Raw genomic sequence first — 17,538 nt, 5'->3', positions numbered from 1 at the left:
TTCCATTCAAGCTTCGGCAAAACGCTGCAGCTGCATCTCCTGCAAGCGACTGAGGGTGCGGCGGAACGGAAATTCCAGATAACCCTCGGTGTACAGCGCATCCATGGGTACTTGCGCTTCGATGTACAGCGGCACCTTGCGGTCGTAGCACTCGTCGACCAGCGCAATGAAACGCCGCACGCCGTCGTCGTGAACCGACAATTGCGGCAACTCACGGTCGCCCGCAACTACCCGCTGCGCGCCATCTTCAGTGCCACGCGCGATCCGCCCTTCGCGTTTCTGCGCACTGAGATTGGGTACTTCGCTCAACAGAATAGCCGTGTAGCGGTCGCACAGCGCGATGAAATCCATGGCGGCAAACGGTTGCTCGCAGAGATCGGCGTAGCGGCACCACAACACCGTTTCACTGGCCTGCACCACGTTCAACTGGCGATGCCCGACCGCCACCGGTTCGGCGCTGGCTGCTTGGCCGGCGGTCAATGCCTGAAAGACTTCGTTCAGCGCACTGACTGCAGATGTGGCGACAAAGTAGCGTTGCAGGCCCGTCCCCGGATGCAAGCGATGATCCTCGGCGCCATTCACCGCAACCACCTGCATATGCGCCTTGATCGCGGCAATCGCCGGCACAAACCGGTCGCGATTGAAGCCATCGGCGTAAAGATCATCCGGCGGCAGATTGGACGTACAGACGATCACCACGCCTTCGTCGAACATCACCTGAAACAACCGACCGAGAATGATCGCGTCCCCGATGTCGTTGACGAACAACTCATCGAAGCACAGCACCCGCACCTCGGCCGCCAGCTCCCTGGCCAGCGCGCGCAACGGATCGGCAATCCCGGTCAACTGGAATGAACGCTGATGCACCCAGCCCATGAAGTGATGAAAGTGTTGGCGTCGCGCCGGCACCCGCAGGCTCTGATAGAACTGATCCATCAACCAGGTCTTGCCGCGCCCGACCGGCCCCCACAGATAAACGCCGCTGACCGAACCGGCCCCGGCGTGCAGCGCTTCATGGCATTTTTGCAACGCCCAGACCGCGTGTTCCTGGGCTTCATCCTGGACGAAGCCCTTGTGTTGGACGGCGTGTTGCCAGGCGCTGAGAGGAGAGTCGAAAGTCATGCGCGGCAGTATGCCACGATGGTTACAGGGAAATGTCCAGTCGGGCGATTTTCCCCTGCTCGTTCAAGCGAAATGTGTAGCGCAGCTGCGCCGGACTGCCGGGGAAGGTTCCGGAAATCAGCCCGTGTACCAGCACTTTGCCGGTGCGCTGCTGCACGTCCAGCACTTCGACCCTTGGCTGATAGCGTTGCCCGGTGTCGTGCATCCATTGCGCGATGGCTTGCGGGCCGACCTGATGTTGGCCCTCGTCGAACACGTTGGCATCCTCGGCAAAAAAACTGGCGACCCTGGAAGTATCGCGTGCGTTGGCCGCATCGATATACGCAGCAATCGCCGGGGCCAGTGCAGAGACGGGATGAGACATGGTTGCAGCTCCTTTTTGTTTGGTTCTGCGACCATCCTAAAACAGCGTTGCGTCAGTTTTTGTCAGGAGTGAAACGCCCGCTTTCATCCAGTTGCATCTGCTCGCGCCATGTGCGCAACAGGTCGCTGCGCCGTCCCGGATAACCCTCGCCCTGGCGGCTGGCCGCGCTGATCCGATCGGTACGAAACGTACGATAGGCGCTGCGCAATTCGCACCACGCAACGATGATTCGCACCTCGTTGAGGAAGCCCAGCGCCAAGGGCCAGATCAACCGCTGGCTGGGCACCTGTTGCGCGTCGGCGTAATCGATGTGCAGTTTGGCCTGGTCGCGGATGGCATGGCGAAACACGTTCAACGGCACGGCGTTTTGCGGAAAACCATAACCCGGCGGGCCCGGCATCACGGTGGGATTGCGCAGCGCTTCCTGAGCCTGCGGATCGAGCACGGCAGCAATTTTCGCCAGCGCATCCGCCGCGGCTTTGCCCAGGACTTCGTCACCGCGCTGATCGACGTAACGCAAACCGAGGACGATGGCTTCGGTTTCGTCGGCATTGAGCATCAGCGGCGGCAGAAACAGGCCGCTGCGCAACACATAACCAATCCCCGACTCGCCATGGATCGGCGCGCCGAGGGCGGTCAGTTCCGCGATATCGCGATAGAGCGTGCGCTCGGACACTTCCAGCTCGGCAGCCAGGGTTGCCGCCGTCACCGGGCGCTTCTTGCCGCGCAGCACTTGCAGCAAAGTCAAAAGACGAGTGGTACGCGACACGTTGGGCAGGCTCTGGAGGGCAAAGATGTTCGAGCTTAGCAGAGGCTGGTGTCAGAAACTGGCAGGAGCAATGTGAGAAGGCAGGTTGATCAAGCCTGCTCTTTTGGGGGTAGCGGAATATCGAGAGGGAATAAAATCCCATTGTGGGAGCGAGCCTGCTCGCGAAAGCGGCGGGTCAGTCAACAAAGATGTTGGCTGAACTGACGCCTTCGCGAGCAGGCTCGCTCCCACAGGGGTTATGGTGCGCGGGTTAAATATCAACCTTGTGGCGGGCGGCGTAGAGGCAGAGCATTTCCATCGCCAGTGTGGCAGCGGCCAGTGAGGTAACGTCGGCGTGGTCGTAAGCCGGGGCGACTTCCACCACGTCCATCCCGACCAGATTGATGCCGCGTAAACCGCCAAGAATCTCCAGCGCTTGCGCGGTGCTCAAGCCGCCGCACACCGGCGTGCCGGTGCCCGGTGCAAACGCCGGATCGAGGCAATCAATATCGAACGTCAGGTACACCGGGTTATCGCCAACCCGCGCGCGGATGGCTTCGACAATGGCGTCGCAACCACGCCGATGCACCTGCCGGGCATCGAGTACCTGAAACCCCATATGATCGTCATTGGTCGTGCGCAAGCCGATCTGCACCGAGCTTGCCGGATCCACCAGCCCTTCCCGAGCGGCGTGCCAGAACATGGTGCCATGATCGACCCGCTTGCCCTCTTCGTCCGGCCAGGTGTCGCTGTGCGCATCGAAGTGAATCAGCGACAACGTCCCATGTTTGCGCGCGTGGGCCTTGAGCAGCGGGTAGCTGATGAAGTGGTCACCGCCAAACGTCAGCATCGCGCTGCCAGCGGTCAGAATGTGCTCGGCGTGAGCTTCGATGCTTTGCGGAATGCTGTGTGGCGCGCCGAAATCGAAATCGCAGTCGCCATAATCGATGACCGCCAGATGATCGAACGGGTCAAACGTCCACGGCCAGTGGCGTTCCCAGGCAATCCCGGTGGAAGCGGCGCGAATCCCGCGTGGTCCGAAGCGGGCGCCGGGACGGTTGCTGGTGGCGGTGTCGAACGGCACGCCGCTGACCGCGACATCGACGCCGCGCAAGTCACGGCTGTAGCGCCGACGCATGAAACTGGTAATGCCGGCGTAAGTACTTTCGGCGGCGGTGCCGTAGAGGCTGTCGCGGGTCATGGCCTGATCGTTTTGCATAGGCACATCCATCGTGGGGCTCCTGTGGTTATTGGTGGCTACGGAAAGTGGTCCACAGACGCGTACGCTGACGCATGTCTTTGAGGCTCATGCTGCGATCGGCATACAGCCGCGCGCGCACTTCGCTCGGCGGATAGATGTCGGGATCGTTACGCACGGCCTCATCCACCAACGGCGTGGCGGCTTGGTTGGCGGTGGCAAAAAACAGTGTGTTGGTCAGTTCGGCCACGGAATCGGGGCGCAGCATGAATTCGATGAACGCCCGTGCGGCTTCGGGGTGCGGCGCGTCTTTGGGAATGGCCAGATTGTCCTGCCACACCAGCGTGCCTTCCTTGGGAATGCGGTAGGCCACTTCGTACGGTTTATTAGCCTTGTGTGCCTGATCAGCGGCCATGCTCGCGTCGCCGTTGTAGGTCAGCGCGAGGCACACGTTTCCGCTGGCCAAGTCATTGATCTGCCGGCCGCTGGCGACATATAGCACCGACGGCTGGAGTTTCTGCAACAACGCCTCGGCGGCGGCCAGGTCGTTTTTGTCGGTGCTGTAGGGATCCTTGCCCAAATAATGCAGGGCCAGACCGATGACCTCCTGCGGCGAATCGAGGATCGCGATGCCGCAGTCCTTGAGCTTGCTGGCGTTCTCCGGTTTGAACAGCAGGTCGAGGCTGTTCAGCGGTACGTCAGGCAGACGCTGCTTCACGGCCTCGACGTTCATGCCCAGACCCAGCGTGCCCCAGGTGTACGGCACGCCATAGCGATTGCCGGGGTCGACAGCGGCCATTTTCTCCAGCAAATCCGGATCAAGATTGGCGTAGCCCTTGAGGCCCTCATGAGGAATTTCTTTCAAGGCACCCGCCGCAAGTCCACGGGCCAGAACGCTGGACGACGGCACCACCACGTCATAACCACTGCCGCCGGTGAGCAACTTGGTCTCCAGCACCTCGGAAGTATCAAAGGTGTCGTAACGCACATGAATACCGGTTTCCTGCTCAAACCGTTGCAGAGTTGGCGGCGGCACGTAATCGGCCCAGCTGTAGAGATTGAGTGTCTTGTCCTCGGCCTGAGCCTGAACAGCCACCGACAACAAAAGCGCGGGGAAACACAGCTTGAACACGGGAGCCATGACGAACACCTGACCAGAGGAAGTGGTTGCAGGATGCGCCGTCGGATACATTAGAAAAATTGTCGAATAATTATCCTGACTTTATCCAGGAGTAATGTGATGTTGGGTCAACTCCACGATGTGGACTTGCAACTGTTGCGCCTGTTTGTGCGGGTGGTCGAGTGCGGTGGCTTCAGCGCAGCCCAGGGTGATCTGGGCCTGAGCCAGTCGAGCATCAGCCAGCAAATGGCTAAACTCGAAACTCGCCTCGGCTATCGTCTGTGCAGCCGTGGCAAGGGCGGTTTCAGTGTCACGCCCAAGGGCGAGCAGTTGCTGATCGCGGTGCGCACGCTGTTTGAATCGATTGAAACGTTCCGCCATCAATCCAACGGCGTCGCCGGGCGCTTGATCGGTGAAGTGCGCCTGGGGATTTCCGAGTCGGTCGATCAGTCGGTGCTGCAACGGGTGGCGGCGGCGATCCGGCGTTTTCGCGAGCGTGATGAGTCGGTGCGCATCGAACTGATCAGCGCCATGCCCGGCGAAATGGAACGGCTGCTGTTGCAACAGCGGCTGGACTTGGCGATCGGCTATTTTTCGCAGGTGCAAAGTGCCTTCGACTATCGCCAGTTGTTCAGCGAAACCCAGCATTTGTACTGCGCTGCCGGCCATCCATTGTTCACTGATGACGCACCCAGCGATGCCGCGTTGCAGGCCTGCGACCGGGTCGATCACCCCTATCGATTTTTTCGCAGTGACGAGCCGTTTCAGGGCAAGGTCTGCTCGGCGCGCTCGGAGCAGGTTGAGGGTACGCTGACGTTTATTCTGTCCGGCAAACATGTGGGTTATCTGCCGGATCACTATGCGCGGAGCTGGCAAGAAAAGGGCCTGCTGCGGCCAATTCGTGAGGGCGAGTTGAGTTTCGAAGTAGCCTTTCATCTGGCCCGGCATCGGGCGCAGGTGCCGGGGGATGCGCAAAAAGCTTTTGAAGAGGATTTACTGGGCGCATTCAATCTCGTGTAGGAGCTGCCGCAGGCTCGGGCCGCGATCGGACGATCCTTTGATCTTAAAAGATCGCAGCCTCGTTTCACTCGACAGCTCCTACAGGGGAGTTTGCTGATAGCGACCCATAAAACCTGACCTTTCAGGCAGTTATTGCTCGTTGCCCTTACCGCCCTCTTCCGGCATTCTGCGCCTCCATTTTCTGACCCGGCCCCGCCTCGCGGCGCGCAAAACACCATGACCGCCTCTGAAAAAGCCCCGCGCAACAACGACCTGATTTACGGCCTCAACGATCGTCCGCACCTGACCGCCACAGTGTTTGCCGCGCTGCAACACGTGCTGGCCAGCTTCGTCGGCATCATCACCCCAACCCTGATCATGGGCGGCGCCCTCGGTCTGCAAAGTGAAATCCCTTACCTGATCAGCATGGCGCTGTTCGTCTCCGGGCTCGGCACTTTCGTCCAGGCCAAGCGTTTTGGCCCGGTCGGTTCGGGGTTGTTGTGTCTGCAAGGCACCAGTTTTTCCTTTATCAGCGTGATTCTCAGCGCCGGGTTCATGGTCAAGGCGCGCGGTGGCGGCACCGATGAAATCCTCTCGACGATCTTCGGTGTGTGCTTTTTTGCCGCGTTCATCGAGGTGGTGCTGAGCCAGTTCATCGGCAAACTGCGCATGTTGATCACCCCGGTGGTCACCGGCACCATCATCACGCTGATGGGGCTGTCGCTGATCAAAGTGGCGATGACCGACATCGCCGGCGGTTTCGGCGCGCCTGACTTGGGCGCAGCCAGCCATGTGTTTCTGGCGGCGCTGGTGATCGGCACCATCGTCGTGTTGAACCGCGTCGACGTGCCGTTTCTGCGCTTGGGCGCGATCGTTATCGGCCTGACCCTTGGCTACGTAGTCGCATGGCTGATGGGCACCGTGGATTTCGCCTCGATGCCAGAGGTGCCGCTGGTCAGCGTGCCAGTGCCGTTCAAGTACGGTTTCAACTTCGACTGGGTGGCGTTCGTGCCAGTGGCGGTGATTTTCCTCGTGTCGCCGCTGGAGGCCGCGGGTGACCTGACCGCCAACTCGATGATTTCCCGGCAACCGGTCAAAGGCCCGCTCTACATCCGGCGGATCAAGTCCGGCCTGCTCGCCGACGGCCTCAACTCGGCCATGGCCGCCGTGTTCAACAGCATGCCAATGGTGACCTTCGCGCAGAACAACGGCGTGATTCAGCTCACCGGCGTGGCCAGCCGTTACGTGGCCTTCTTCATTGCCGGTCTGCTGGTGCTGCTGGGGCTGTTCCCGATGATCGGCGCGGTGTTGCAACTGATGCCGAAACCGGTACTCGGCGGCGCCGAACTGGTGATGTTTGGCACTGTGGCGGTGGCCGGGATCAAGATCCTCGCCGAAGCCGGCCTGCACCGGCGCAACATGCTGATCGTGGCGATTTCGCTGGGCATGGGCCTGGGCATCGCGGCAGTGCCGGAAGTGTTGCGCGAACTGCCGCAAGCGCTGCGCAACATCTTCGAATCGCCGATCACCGTCGGCGCGTTGTGCGCTATCGTGCTGAACATCTTCCTGCCGGAAGAATTCATTGAGCTGGAAGAAGACGATTTCGACCCGGAAGCTTCTATTCTTCAGGTCATGGAAAACCCGGACATGCCGGCCAAAGGTGAACCTGCCCCAGCGGCGGCTGTCGCACAGTTGAACCGCTAACGTCTGGCCTTCAATAGAAAGGGCTGAGCCGGCGACGGTTCAGCCCTTTTTTGTTGAGAGACCGTTTATGCGCCGTTTTCAAGCCGTCATTCTGTCACTGCTTCTGCTGTCCCTCAGCGCCTGTGCGCTATTCCCCAACCGTGATCCGGTGAACATCAACGTAGTCGGCCTCGAACCGTTGCCAAGCCAGGATCTGGAAGTGCGCTTCGCCATCAAGATTCGCGTACAGAACCCCAATGAGACGGCCATCGACTACAACGGCATCGCGCTGGATCTGGAGGTCAACGGTCATTCACTGGCCTCGGGTGTCAGCGATCAGAGCGGTTCGATCCCACGCTTCTCCGAAACCATTGTCAGCGTGCCGGTCAGCATCTCGGCGTTCTCGGTACTGCGCCAGACCTTGGGCCTGAGCCAGACACAAACCCTCGACAACCTGCCCTACGTGCTGCGCGGCAAGCTTGCCGGAGGTCTGTTTGGCACCATGCGCTTTGTCGACAGCGGCAAGCTCAGCCTGCCCAAGGCCACTGCCGCGACCTGGTAAAAATGCGTTAGCCTGCTCCGTTCATTAAAGGCATTCAGGGAGGCTGCAGGTTTATGGAAGACACACCGACGCTGTACACCGAACGACTGATCCTGCGCCCGTTGCAACTGGCCGATGCCGACGCCGTGCAGCAACTGTTTCCCCACTGGGATGTGGTGCGTTATCTGAACGCGGCGGTGCCATGGCCGTATCCCGAGGACGGCGCCCTCACCTATTTGCGCGATGTTGCCTTGCCGGCCGTGGCGTCGGGCAAGGAATGGCACTGGTCGATTCGCCGCAAGTCCGCTCCCGAACAGTTGATCGGCAACATCAGCCTGATGGATCAAACTGACAACCACCGTGGATTCTGGCTGACACCGGCGTGGCAAGGTCAGGGCTTTATGACCGAAGCGAGCGCAGCGGTGACCGATTACTGGTTCAACGTACTTCAACGCCCGCTGATGCGTGTGCCGAAAGCGGCGCCGAATACCGGCTCGCGCAGACTCTCGGAGCGCGCCGGGATGCGCTTGATCCGGACCGATGAAGATGATTTCGTCGGTGGGCGTTTTCCACGAGAAATCTGGGAAATTTCCCGGGAAGAATGGCTGGCGCGCCACTGCCCCCGCAGACAAAAAATCCATTGTGGGAGTGAGCCTGCTCGCGATGGCGGGCTGCCAGACACCATAATCGTTGACTGACAGATTGCTATCGCGAGCAGGCTCACTCCTACAGTTTTTGTGTCAGCCAGTGGGTTATGTGTTGAAACGCACCCCAGGTTTGGCCCGTTCATCCACTGACAGCTCAAACACATCCGGCCGCGCGTAGTGCCCGACCACATCGTAGTCATAGCGCGCACGCACCAGTTCATCGGTGTCAATTTGCGCCGTGAGCAACCCCGCCTCACCCCGCAACGGCCCTGCCAGCACATCGCCCATCGGCCCGACAATCACGCTCCCCCCGGCAATCAACGGGCGATCCGCCGGCCAGTTGGCAATCTCCACGCCCAGTTCATTCGGTGACGCTTGCACCTGACAGGCGCTGACCACAAAGCAACGGCCTTCATGAGCGATGTGGCGCATGCTGACCTGCCACATCTCGCGCTCGTCGACGGTCGGTGCGCACCAGAATTCGATGCCTTTGGCGTACATCGCCGTGCGCAGCAGAGGCATCATGTTTTCCCAGCACACCACCGCGCCGAGCTTGCCAACCTGACTGTCGAACACCGGCAAGGTCGAGCCGTCGCCCTTGCCCCAGATCAACCGTTCGGTGCCGGTGGGCATCAGTTTGCGATGTTTGCCGACGAGACCAGCCTGCGGATCGAAATACAGCGCCGTGCAATACAACGTGCTGCCAGCCCGTTCAATCACGCCGATCACCAGATTGGCCCCGGTGCGCGCCGACAGACCGGCGAGCGCTTGCGTTTCGGCACCCGGCACATCGATCGCATTGGCAAAATATCGGGCATAGGCTTCGCGCCCCTCGGGCAGGCGATAACCCAATTGCGTGCCGAAGCCCTCGCCTTTCGGATAACCACCCAACAGCGCTTCCGGCATCACCACCAATGCCGCGCCAGCCTCGATGATCGCGCCCTCCCAACTCAGAATCTGCTCCAGGGTCGCGCTTTTGCCTTCGGGCAAAGCGCCGATTTGCAGCGCAGCAACAATTGATTTGGCCATCGCTATAACTCCATGAGGTTCAGTGGTTGCCGATTCTGCGGCGCCACGCGATCATGAATAAAGCCCCATTCACTGCTGAATGATATGAGCCAAATGAATATCGCCACGGTCGACCTCAACCTGCTGAAAGTCTTGGAAGCCCTGCATGAAGAGTCCAGTGCCAGCCGCGCGGCATTGCGACTGGGGGTGACACAATCGGCGGTCAGTGCGGCGCTGCGCCGCTTGCGCGAGGTCTACGGCGATCAATTGTTCGTGCGTACCGGGCGCGGCCTGGCACCAACGCTCAAAGCCAATCAATTGAAACCGGTGGTCAGCGAAGCGCTGAACAAGTGCCGGCAAAGCCTGGCGATGGTCGACCCGGCGGCCAACCAGTACGATGGCCGCTCGGTCACCGTAGGACTGTCGGATGATTTCGAAATTGCCTACGGTCGCCGCCTGATCGAGGAAATTGCCCGCAGCGCTCCGAAGTTGCGCCTGATCTTTCGTCAGACTCATAGCCAGATCGTCGCCCGCGCGCTGATGGAGCGCAGCATCGATCTGGCGATTACGGCCGGAGGCTTTGCCGAGCGCTTGCTCAGCCGTCAGGTGTTGGGCGAAGGCGGTTATGCATGTCTGGTCGATCCGGCGAGCCTTGCGCCCGGTCAGCAGCAGATCGATCTTGAGGAGTTTGTCGACCGCGAGCACATCCTGGTGTCGTCCGGCGGCTTTATCGGCATCACCGATGAGGGCTTGGCGACGCTGGGCCTGACTCGACGGGTCTGCGCGTCGACCACGCATTTCGCCGCGCTGCCGTATTTGCTTAAGGGCAGTCGGGCGGTGGCGACAATTCCGACGCATGCCGCCGAAAGTATTGCTGAGCTCAGCGGCCTGGCGCTGCTGCCCTGCCCGCTGAAGCTGCCGCGTTATCCGATCGAACTGGGCTGGCGTACCAGCACGCAGATCGATCCGGTGGTGGTCAAAGTCCGCGAAGCGATTGCCGCGACGTTCACCTGAAGCGTTACTTGTTCGCGGCCATCAGGCGATTGACTTCACTGCGCACCATGTTGGCGAATTCTGGTGGCGACATGCCGTCCAGTTCCGCGCGGACCCACTCGGCCCATTTGCCTTTGCGCTTGCCGCGCTCGCCGAACAAACGCGCGGCTTCGCCTTTGGCTTTGCCCAGATTGTTCTGCCAGAGTTCGAACAGACGGGATTTCTCGTCTTCCAGCGCAGCGCGCTCTGCGAGTGACTTGTCGGCCAGATTGAAACTCATGGGGAATTATCCTGCTGCGTAAAATGGCGACATCTTACACGCTCGACGGAAATCTCCCGCGCAGGTTTTTATTTCTGACCTAAATTCAGTGCAACTTTTCAGCAAGCGCCACACTCCATTGATCACTGTCCATTCAACTGCAAGGAGTCACCCAATGGCCCGCAAATCCGCCGTGCAAGCCGCCGAAGATCAAATCAAGGATCAGGCCTTCAGCGAACTTCAGGCTCTGATCCAAGAGTCCGACAAACTCCTCAAGAGCAGCGCCTCACTGGTCGGCGAGGAAGCGGAAACGCTGCGCGGACAAATCGCCCTGAAACTGCAACAGGCGCTGGATTCGGTGTCGAGCGTACGTGATCGCACCAAACCGGCGGTCGATGCCACCGAGAGCTATATTGGCGGTCATCCGTGGCAGACCGTGGCGATCTCCGCCGGTTTCGGTCTGGTGGTTGGCTTGCTGCTCGGCCGTCGCTGAGTCAGGCACACAAAAAAGGCGAACCCGCTGGGTTCGCCTTTTTTATGCCTGCGTATTTTTGCCGGCTTTGAACCAGTTCCGGGCTTTCAGAACCTGAGCTCAACTCGATCTTTCACGTCGGCGCACATCCCCCATTCACCGCGGTCAGTCCCCTCTCCCTCGGGGAGAGGGCTAGGGTGAGGGGCTTTTGATCTTTGATCACGCCCCCGCCAGTTCACGCAACTGCGCCAGCGTCTGTGCATCCAGCACAATGCCCTCAGCCAGCGACTTGCTGCGCTGCCAATGCCTGCGATCGCCCGGCAACCGCTTGAGGCCGACACTGTGCATCTGCCGCACCAGCTCACCACTGCGCTCGGCAAAACTCTGCCCGGCGGCTTTGCTCGGGTCGATGACGATCAACAATTGCCCGGTCCACGGCGTCTTCGCCCCGGGATGATTGGCCCAATCGAACTCGAAAGAAAAATTCCCTCCCGTTAATGCGGCCGCCAGCAGCTCAACCATCATCGACAGCGCCGAACCTTTATGCCCACCGAACGGCAGCAACGCCCCGCCCTCGAGAATCGCCTTGGGATCCTGAGTCGGCTGACCGAGGCTGTCCACGCCCATTCCGGCGGGCAACCGCTCGCCTTTGCGCGCAGCGATCTGCACGTCGCCATGGGCGATTGCGCTGGTGGCCAGGTCGAAGACAATCGGCGCGGCGCCGGCCCGTGGCGCGGCGAACGCAATCGGATTGGTGCCGAACAGCGGCCGGTCGGCGCCGTGCGGCACCACGCAGGTCATGCTGTTGACCACGCTCAGCGCCACCAGCCCTTCGTCGGCAAATGGCTCGACGTCCGGCCACAACGCGGCGAAATGATGCGAGTTGCGAATCGCCAACACGGCAATCCCGGCACTACGCGCCTTCTCCACCAGCAACGACCGGGCGGCGGCCAGTGCCGGTTGGGCGAAACCGTTGCCAGCATCGACACGCACAAAACCGGAAGCGACATCTTCGACTTGCGGCACCGCCTGGCCGTTGACCCAGCCGCTGTTCAGGGTCGAGACATACCCGGGCATGCGGAACACGCCATGGCTGTGGGCACCATCGCGCTCGGCGCCGGCGCAGTTGGCGGCCAGCACTCGGGCGACTTCGGCGGAGGTGCCGTGGCGCAGAAAAATCGTTTCAAGCAGTTGCGTCAGCGCTTCAAGAGACAACGAGGACGAGACAGCAGAGGACACATGATCGTGTGGCGCAGACATCTGAAGCTCCAGAATGATTATTGGAGGGAACAACAGCGTACGGACGACTTGCCCGCCGATTAACCATGCCACAGCTGTCGGCTGTCAACCCTTGGATTGGCGATGACGGGCGTTGGCTCATGGCACATTTCAACTCGACGTGTGCGGTAACTATGTACCGCCTGCACAGCGACCTGCGTACCTACTCTTGAACTCCCCGCCCACGGCGCCCCGTTCAGAGTTCCAATGATGTCCAGCCTCCTGCTATTCCCCGAGATACTCAAATCCCCGGGCCGGCATGCCAGCCTGGGTCGGACCCACGGCCTCAACAGCAAAGATTTCAGCTGGCTCGCACATGTGCAACTGGCGACCCACGCCCTGCGCAGCGAACAAACCCCGCCCATGCTCGCCGAACGCATTCTGCTAAACGCCGACAAGCAACTCGCCATCCCCCTGCCCGGCAGTTTTATTCTCGGCACTGGGCCGGACGACCATGGCGTGTTTTTGTACACACCTTACGACGGTCTGAAAAAATACAGCGATTACCAGACGCTGATGGACGCGCTGCAAACACGCCTCGATAACGCTGAAGAAACCGATGATCTGTTGGCCTTTCTCAGTGTCTTGCTGCGCAAGGAACTGGTAGAGAAACGCGGCATCACCCTCACCCGCGAAACCATCGAAGGTGATGTGTTTGACGATCAAAAAGCGGCGATCAGCCAGTCTCAGGACACCTGCGCCCGCGATGTGCTGGATGAGCTGAAACGTCTGCCGTCGCTCGCCACTTTGCTGGAGAACATTCTCGGCGAACTGCTCGAACCGCATTTTGGCGATTTACCGCAGTCGCGCACCCGCGTCGGTTTTTACCTCGACAGCGCCCCGATGTCCGCGGAGATGAGGCAATGGGTCAGTTCGCTGTCATTGAGTGAAGCGCTGCTGCTGCACTTTCGCCGTCAGGGCTGGCCGCGCGGCCAGACAGCGGAATTCTCCCACTCGGCCCGCGCAAGCCAGGCGGCTGACCAGACCGCCTGGGGCGATGCGATCAAGTCCGCATCGGGACGACTGACCATGCTGCTGTTTCGACAGCTAGAGGCCTACTGGAATGCCGCGGCATTCGAGGGCTCGCCCAGGCGCACATACTTCAGCCAGGCGTTAAAGGATCAAATGCGTGCAGATCTGATGCTCAAGCGCGAAGCGGAAATCCTGTCTGCCACTGAATTCGACGCCTTGCACAGCGTGATCCGCGAACCGAATGTGGCGTCCCGGCGGCCCAACTTCGAAACCGTGTGTTTGCGCGAGGACACCGCCTACATCGAACTGGCCGGGTCGCTGATGATCAACCATGACAAGGCTTATCTCTACACCCCTACCCAAGGCTTGCAAGTCCTCACCAACTACGCCGATCTCAAACAGACGCTGACCGCCAAACTCAATGCCGCCGGCCATGAAGACGAGCTGTACGGACTGATGAACCTGGAGGAGCGCAATCGCTATCTCGGATTTGCCCACGCGCAAGTATCCGGGGAAAACATCGGCGGCGACATCATCAGCACGCTGTTTGAAGCGATCCTCACCAAACAACGGCAAAACATTGAATTCGTCTTGCAGCTCTTCCGCCAGAGTGAACGCACAACCGACATCCATGCGCTTTTCGACAAAGCGCTGGATATCCGTTCGATGATTCATGAACGTCTGCTCAAGCTCGACGTCAACGAGCGCTGGAGTACCCGACCGTTGTTTTCAAGTGCGCCGCTCTCGTCACGGGTGCAGACCGACAAGGCCAGGCAACTGGCGATAAAGCTTGAACGCGCCGAGGAGAATCTCGGCAGTCACTTCAAGGATCAGCCGACCACGAGCAACGCCGAACAACGCGTGTTTCTCGAAGGTATTCGATGGAAACTGGCACAGGCCTTTGAGGATGGCGTGCGCGCTGAGGCACACATAAGGAACCTCAGCGGTTCCTGGCAGACGGCCGAGCGAAAGATTATCGATGCCGTGTTCGATGCAAAATACGCCACACGCAGGGATCGTCAGTCACTCAATGGCTTCCGGCCGGATGCCTGGTCGCTCAGCGTTACCTGCGCAGGCAAAGCCGATGCACTGTCGCTTGCGCATTGCGTACTATTGACCGAGCGCGGAGGCATGGACGTCGAGCATTCCGGGCGTGCGATCCTGTGGACGCCGGCCATGGGTCTGGAATCGTTCAACGACATCGCCATCGCGCAGAAGCAACTGCAACAGCGCCTGGACAACAACAACCAGTCTCAGACACTGCTGGAAAATCTGCCAACGGCGCACTATCAGCTGGATCAACAATACACACTGGACCCGTTCCAGTTGATTGAAGGCAACGTGTTGAACGATCGCATGCAATCGGCCATTGAACACTTCCTGGCCCATTGTGAGGCATTACGCGTTTGCATCACGGACAAGGACGTACTCGCCAGTTTCCTTACTCAAATAACAAACACCGCCATCGATACCAACTTGCGCCGGGCCATCGACCTGGCCCGGGCTTGCGTCCGCCAGCAGGACTTCCCTGACTGGTTACGCATAGCGCCGGTCACAGAACAACGCACACAACTGGCACTGCTGGATGAAGTGCGGCGCAGCGTTATCGATGGCAAGGATTTTCTCCACGACGTCCCCGCTTTAGCCAGCCATGTGGAGCAGACGCTGAAAACACTGCTCGACGCCCGATTCCCTGGCACTGATCTCAAACCAAAGCAGATCCAGATCACCCCGAATCTCACGCTGGCAGGCCCGCCCTGCAACCTGCTCGATTTTGCCTTGCATCACTACAACATCGTGCAGGACACCGGGTTCAAGGTCGCCTCGACCATCGCCAGCGCTTTGCCGGCAACGCTCGATCAGTCTGCGGTTCAGCAACTGCTGCAATCCCTCGACATCACCACCGCCTACACCCGAAAAGTCACCGAGGCGCTCTCATCCGACACTGAGCCGGCACGCACCAGCAAAGCACGTTTCCTCCGTCAGTTGCCGTGGCAGTTGATGCAGCACGCGCACGCCTTGAAGTTGCAACAACAGTTGTCGCAAAGCGGTTTCGACTACGTTTGCCAGGTTCTGGACATGCCCGACGGCGTAGCGCGCGCCACCGTAGAGGGCGCTCACGCCAGTGCTTGCCCGCTGTCATTGATCAAGACCACCGGTAGCGATTTCGTCGACGCCCTCGGACTTTATGTCATTGGCCCCGGGGCGGGACATACAGGGCCACGCGTGCTCTACGCATCCTACTCGCGGTTCGTATTTCGTGAATTCGAGGACGAGGCGCAATTGATCGAGGCCTTGAATACACCGGGGCATTTTCAGGACCTGGTCATCCGGCGCTTGCCTTCCGGGCAACAAGCCGTCTTCAAGGATCTGCTGAACACGACGATTGGCAAGACCAGTGAAATCAAACTTCACAGCATGCCCATCACCGGCAATCTGCTGGAGCATTTGCACAAGGACACGCTCAGCCTTCTACCGCAACTGCTCGCTTGCCAGCCGCAGATCAACGCACAAGCCGATTGGGAAACCGCGAAGTCCCTGTTCAGTCACGGTGTGCGCCTGGTTCCCCATCTCTTGTCGGGGAAAATCGCCTCGTTGTTTTTTCTCTGGAAAAGCTACAACGACTTCAAGGAGTCCGCCGAAAACCTTCAGGATCATCATTGGGCCAACGCTCTGAAAGGCTTTATCGCCGGGGCGTTATCCCTGTTTAGTCTGGGTCGGCTGTCCTGGGAAACAGAGGCAGAGGCGCAAACGGCCGAATTTGCCTCCGGGGCGCAGGCCACTGGATCAAATGTTGCCGAAACCGGCGCGAACACCACGGAAAAAACCGCCGCTCGCTGGTCAAAAGTCCCACCGATTACCACCTCCCGCGCGAACTTGCAGTCTTATGAAACGACCACCGCACTCGACAGCCTCACACTTGATAGCAATAAGCTGGTTTACGGGGATTCATCCAGCACGCACAAATATGCAACGATTGCCGGCAAGGTTTATCCGGTGATCCAGGCCGAAAAAGCCTGGTACTTGCGCAAAAAAGACGGGGGCCGTGGGCCGGCGCTTGAGCAGAAAAACTCACGACTGGTGCTTGCCCACGCCAGTCAGGCCGTGCATCGCTGTCGATCGAGGAGGCCCCTGGCTCTGCAAACCAGAGTGGAGCAGCACTGTTCAATTCTGATGCTGATCCAGGCGCGAGGGATGGCAGAGATCAACCGCCGATATCCCGCCAGAGCCTTCGTGATTCAGCAAGCGGTTACCCGGGCAAGAAACTACGCGTTGTATTGCCTGTATAACTTCGTCGAACATCGCGACAACCTCGGGGGCACTCGTGTGGAAACGGTCCTCAAAGATTTTTTCGACGTGCGACAGGTCACGCCGATGCTGCTGAAGAAAATCGAGAAGGTGATCCTGCCGATTTGCCGCGAACTGACGGACCCAAAGGATGACTTGCTTTACACAGAGCGTTTTTTCGCTGGCCTCAATGCGCGCTACGACGATGACACGGTTGCCTTTGTCTTCAAGGAAGACCGGCGAAAAGTCGTGCACTTCACCGAGCATTTTTTCAATCCGAAACTGGATGTCTACACCGCTTTCTTGCCGCCCAGGTTCAATGTTGATTCCCATGCTCGCGCGATCACGCTGCTGCACGAACTGTCGCACTTGATCAACGATAGCGAAGATTTCGTCTCCGTAGAGGCGATGAGTCCATACCCCGACCTTATCGATACCACCACCGCGGACGGGCAACAGCTCAAAACGGGTCTGGAACGTTATCGTAAATCCTTGTCACGCTCCGCTGCGCCCGAACAGTTATTCGCGAACAGGAATGAGCAAGGGCTGTGGGTAGATCTGGATCAGTTGCCGGAGCAGGCCGATGTCTACAAAAAAGTCCTCAGTCTGACCAAAACCAGAAACCTTGCAGAGGCACGTAAAGCCTTTCGCAATCCGCTCGCTGATGAAGCACGCATCGAAGTGCTGATGGCCAACGCTGACTCGATCGCCTTACTCATCAGCGAAATGGGCAGACAACTGGATCCGCCAACGGCGCCGATACCGTTGCCGGCGCCGACTTCAAGCCAGGCGGATTCAGTGCAAGCGTCACCGTGACCACCTGGACAAAAAAATGCGCCGGTCTAA

Annotated in this window: 15 protein-coding genes; 7 read left to right on the top strand and 8 right to left on the bottom strand. The window is 59.6% G+C overall.

What is annotated here, in order from left to right; all coding sequences use genetic code 11:
* Nucleotides 1-6: 6 nt before the first annotated feature.
* From zapE to LOY43_RS13525, 5 genes are all read right to left on the bottom strand, one after another.
* On the bottom strand, nucleotides 7-1,122 hold the full coding sequence (gene zapE / locus LOY43_RS13545; protein ID WP_095048850.1) for a cell division protein ZapE: 1,116 nt from the start codon (nucleotides 1,120-1,122) through the stop codon (nucleotides 7-9).
* 22 nt (nucleotides 1,123-1,144) lie between these two features.
* The gene (locus LOY43_RS13540; RefSeq protein ID WP_095126279.1) at nucleotides 1,145-1,486 is read right to left on the bottom strand and encodes a nuclear transport factor 2 family protein; all 342 of its coding nucleotides are present in this window, start codon (nucleotides 1,484-1,486) and stop codon (nucleotides 1,145-1,147) included.
* Nucleotides 1,487-1,538: 52 nt separating this feature from the next.
* Nucleotides 1,539-2,255: a YafY family protein gene (locus LOY43_RS13535; protein WP_258709841.1), complete on the bottom strand. Its 717-nt coding sequence runs from the start codon at nucleotides 2,253-2,255 to the stop codon at nucleotides 1,539-1,541.
* Nucleotides 2,256-2,505: 250 nt separating this feature from the next.
* Nucleotides 2,506-3,465 carry an agmatinase gene (speB, locus tag LOY43_RS13530; RefSeq protein WP_095126277.1) on the bottom strand — a complete coding sequence of 320 codons (960 nt, stop codon included), beginning with the start codon at nucleotides 3,463-3,465 and terminating at the stop codon, nucleotides 2,506-2,508.
* Nucleotides 3,466-3,481: 16 nt separating this feature from the next.
* The gene (locus LOY43_RS13525) at nucleotides 3,482-4,573 is read right to left on the bottom strand and encodes a polyamine ABC transporter substrate-binding protein (RefSeq protein ID WP_258709840.1); all 1,092 of its coding nucleotides are present in this window, start codon (nucleotides 4,571-4,573) and stop codon (nucleotides 3,482-3,484) included.
* 99 nt (nucleotides 4,574-4,672) lie between these two features.
* On the opposite strand from LOY43_RS13525, the gene LOY43_RS13520 reads away from it, so the two are divergent.
* From LOY43_RS13520 to LOY43_RS13505, 4 genes are all read left to right on the top strand, one after another.
* Nucleotides 4,673-5,572: a LysR family transcriptional regulator gene (locus LOY43_RS13520; protein ID WP_258709839.1), complete on the top strand. Its 900-nt coding sequence runs from the start codon at nucleotides 4,673-4,675 to the stop codon at nucleotides 5,570-5,572.
* Between the two features lie 216 nt (nucleotides 5,573-5,788).
* Nucleotides 5,789-7,255: a nucleobase:cation symporter-2 family protein gene (locus LOY43_RS13515; RefSeq protein WP_034156004.1), complete on the top strand. Its 1,467-nt coding sequence runs from the start codon at nucleotides 5,789-5,791 to the stop codon at nucleotides 7,253-7,255.
* A 67-nt stretch (nucleotides 7,256-7,322) separates the two neighbouring features.
* On the top strand, nucleotides 7,323-7,796 hold the full coding sequence (locus tag LOY43_RS13510; protein WP_093432857.1) for an LEA type 2 family protein: 474 nt from the start codon (nucleotides 7,323-7,325) through the stop codon (nucleotides 7,794-7,796).
* A 53-nt stretch (nucleotides 7,797-7,849) separates the two neighbouring features.
* On the top strand, nucleotides 7,850-8,473 hold the full coding sequence (locus LOY43_RS13505) for a GNAT family N-acetyltransferase (RefSeq protein ID WP_258709838.1): 624 nt from the start codon (nucleotides 7,850-7,852) through the stop codon (nucleotides 8,471-8,473).
* A 54-nt stretch (nucleotides 8,474-8,527) separates the two neighbouring features.
* Here LOY43_RS13505 and LOY43_RS13500 read toward each other — a convergent pair whose 3' ends face one another.
* On the bottom strand, nucleotides 8,528-9,451 hold the full coding sequence (locus tag LOY43_RS13500; RefSeq protein WP_258709837.1) for a carbon-nitrogen hydrolase family protein: 924 nt from the start codon (nucleotides 9,449-9,451) through the stop codon (nucleotides 8,528-8,530).
* A gap of 84 nt (nucleotides 9,452-9,535) precedes the next feature.
* Here LOY43_RS13500 and LOY43_RS13495 point away from each other — a divergent pair, with 84 nt between their 5' ends.
* Nucleotides 9,536-10,444: a LysR family transcriptional regulator gene (locus LOY43_RS13495; RefSeq protein ID WP_095050751.1), complete on the top strand. Its 909-nt coding sequence runs from the start codon at nucleotides 9,536-9,538 to the stop codon at nucleotides 10,442-10,444.
* A 4-nt stretch (nucleotides 10,445-10,448) separates the two neighbouring features.
* On the opposite strand, the gene LOY43_RS13490 is transcribed toward LOY43_RS13495, so the two are convergent.
* Nucleotides 10,449-10,703 (bottom strand): hypothetical protein, encoded by a 255-nt coding sequence (locus LOY43_RS13490; RefSeq protein ID WP_007917411.1) that lies wholly within the window; start codon nucleotides 10,701-10,703, stop codon nucleotides 10,449-10,451.
* 154 nt (nucleotides 10,704-10,857) lie between these two features.
* Between LOY43_RS13490 and LOY43_RS13485 the strand changes: the two genes are divergently transcribed.
* The gene (locus LOY43_RS13485) at nucleotides 10,858-11,175 is read left to right on the top strand and encodes a YqjD family protein (RefSeq protein ID WP_007917413.1); all 318 of its coding nucleotides are present in this window, start codon (nucleotides 10,858-10,860) and stop codon (nucleotides 11,173-11,175) included.
* A gap of 198 nt (nucleotides 11,176-11,373) precedes the next feature.
* Here the strand turns inward: LOY43_RS13485 and LOY43_RS13480 are convergent, their stop codons facing one another.
* Nucleotides 11,374-12,414: an Ldh family oxidoreductase gene (locus LOY43_RS13480; protein WP_095050750.1), complete on the bottom strand. Its 1,041-nt coding sequence runs from the start codon at nucleotides 12,412-12,414 to the stop codon at nucleotides 11,374-11,376.
* 228 nt (nucleotides 12,415-12,642) lie between these two features.
* Here LOY43_RS13480 and LOY43_RS13475 point away from each other — a divergent pair, with 228 nt between their 5' ends.
* Nucleotides 12,643-17,508 carry a dermonecrotic toxin domain-containing protein gene (locus LOY43_RS13475; protein WP_258709836.1) on the top strand — a complete coding sequence of 1,622 codons (4,866 nt, stop codon included), beginning with the start codon at nucleotides 12,643-12,645 and terminating at the stop codon, nucleotides 17,506-17,508.
* Nucleotides 17,509-17,538: the final 30 nt, after the last annotated feature.

The organism is Pseudomonas sp. B21-041, from assembly GCF_024748675.1.
In the GTDB taxonomy this organism is placed as follows: Bacteria; Pseudomonadota; Gammaproteobacteria; order Pseudomonadales; family Pseudomonadaceae; genus Aquipseudomonas; species Aquipseudomonas neuropathica.
The sequence above is the reverse complement of the archived record's forward strand: the minus strand, read 5'-3'. Positions and strand labels throughout refer to the sequence as shown.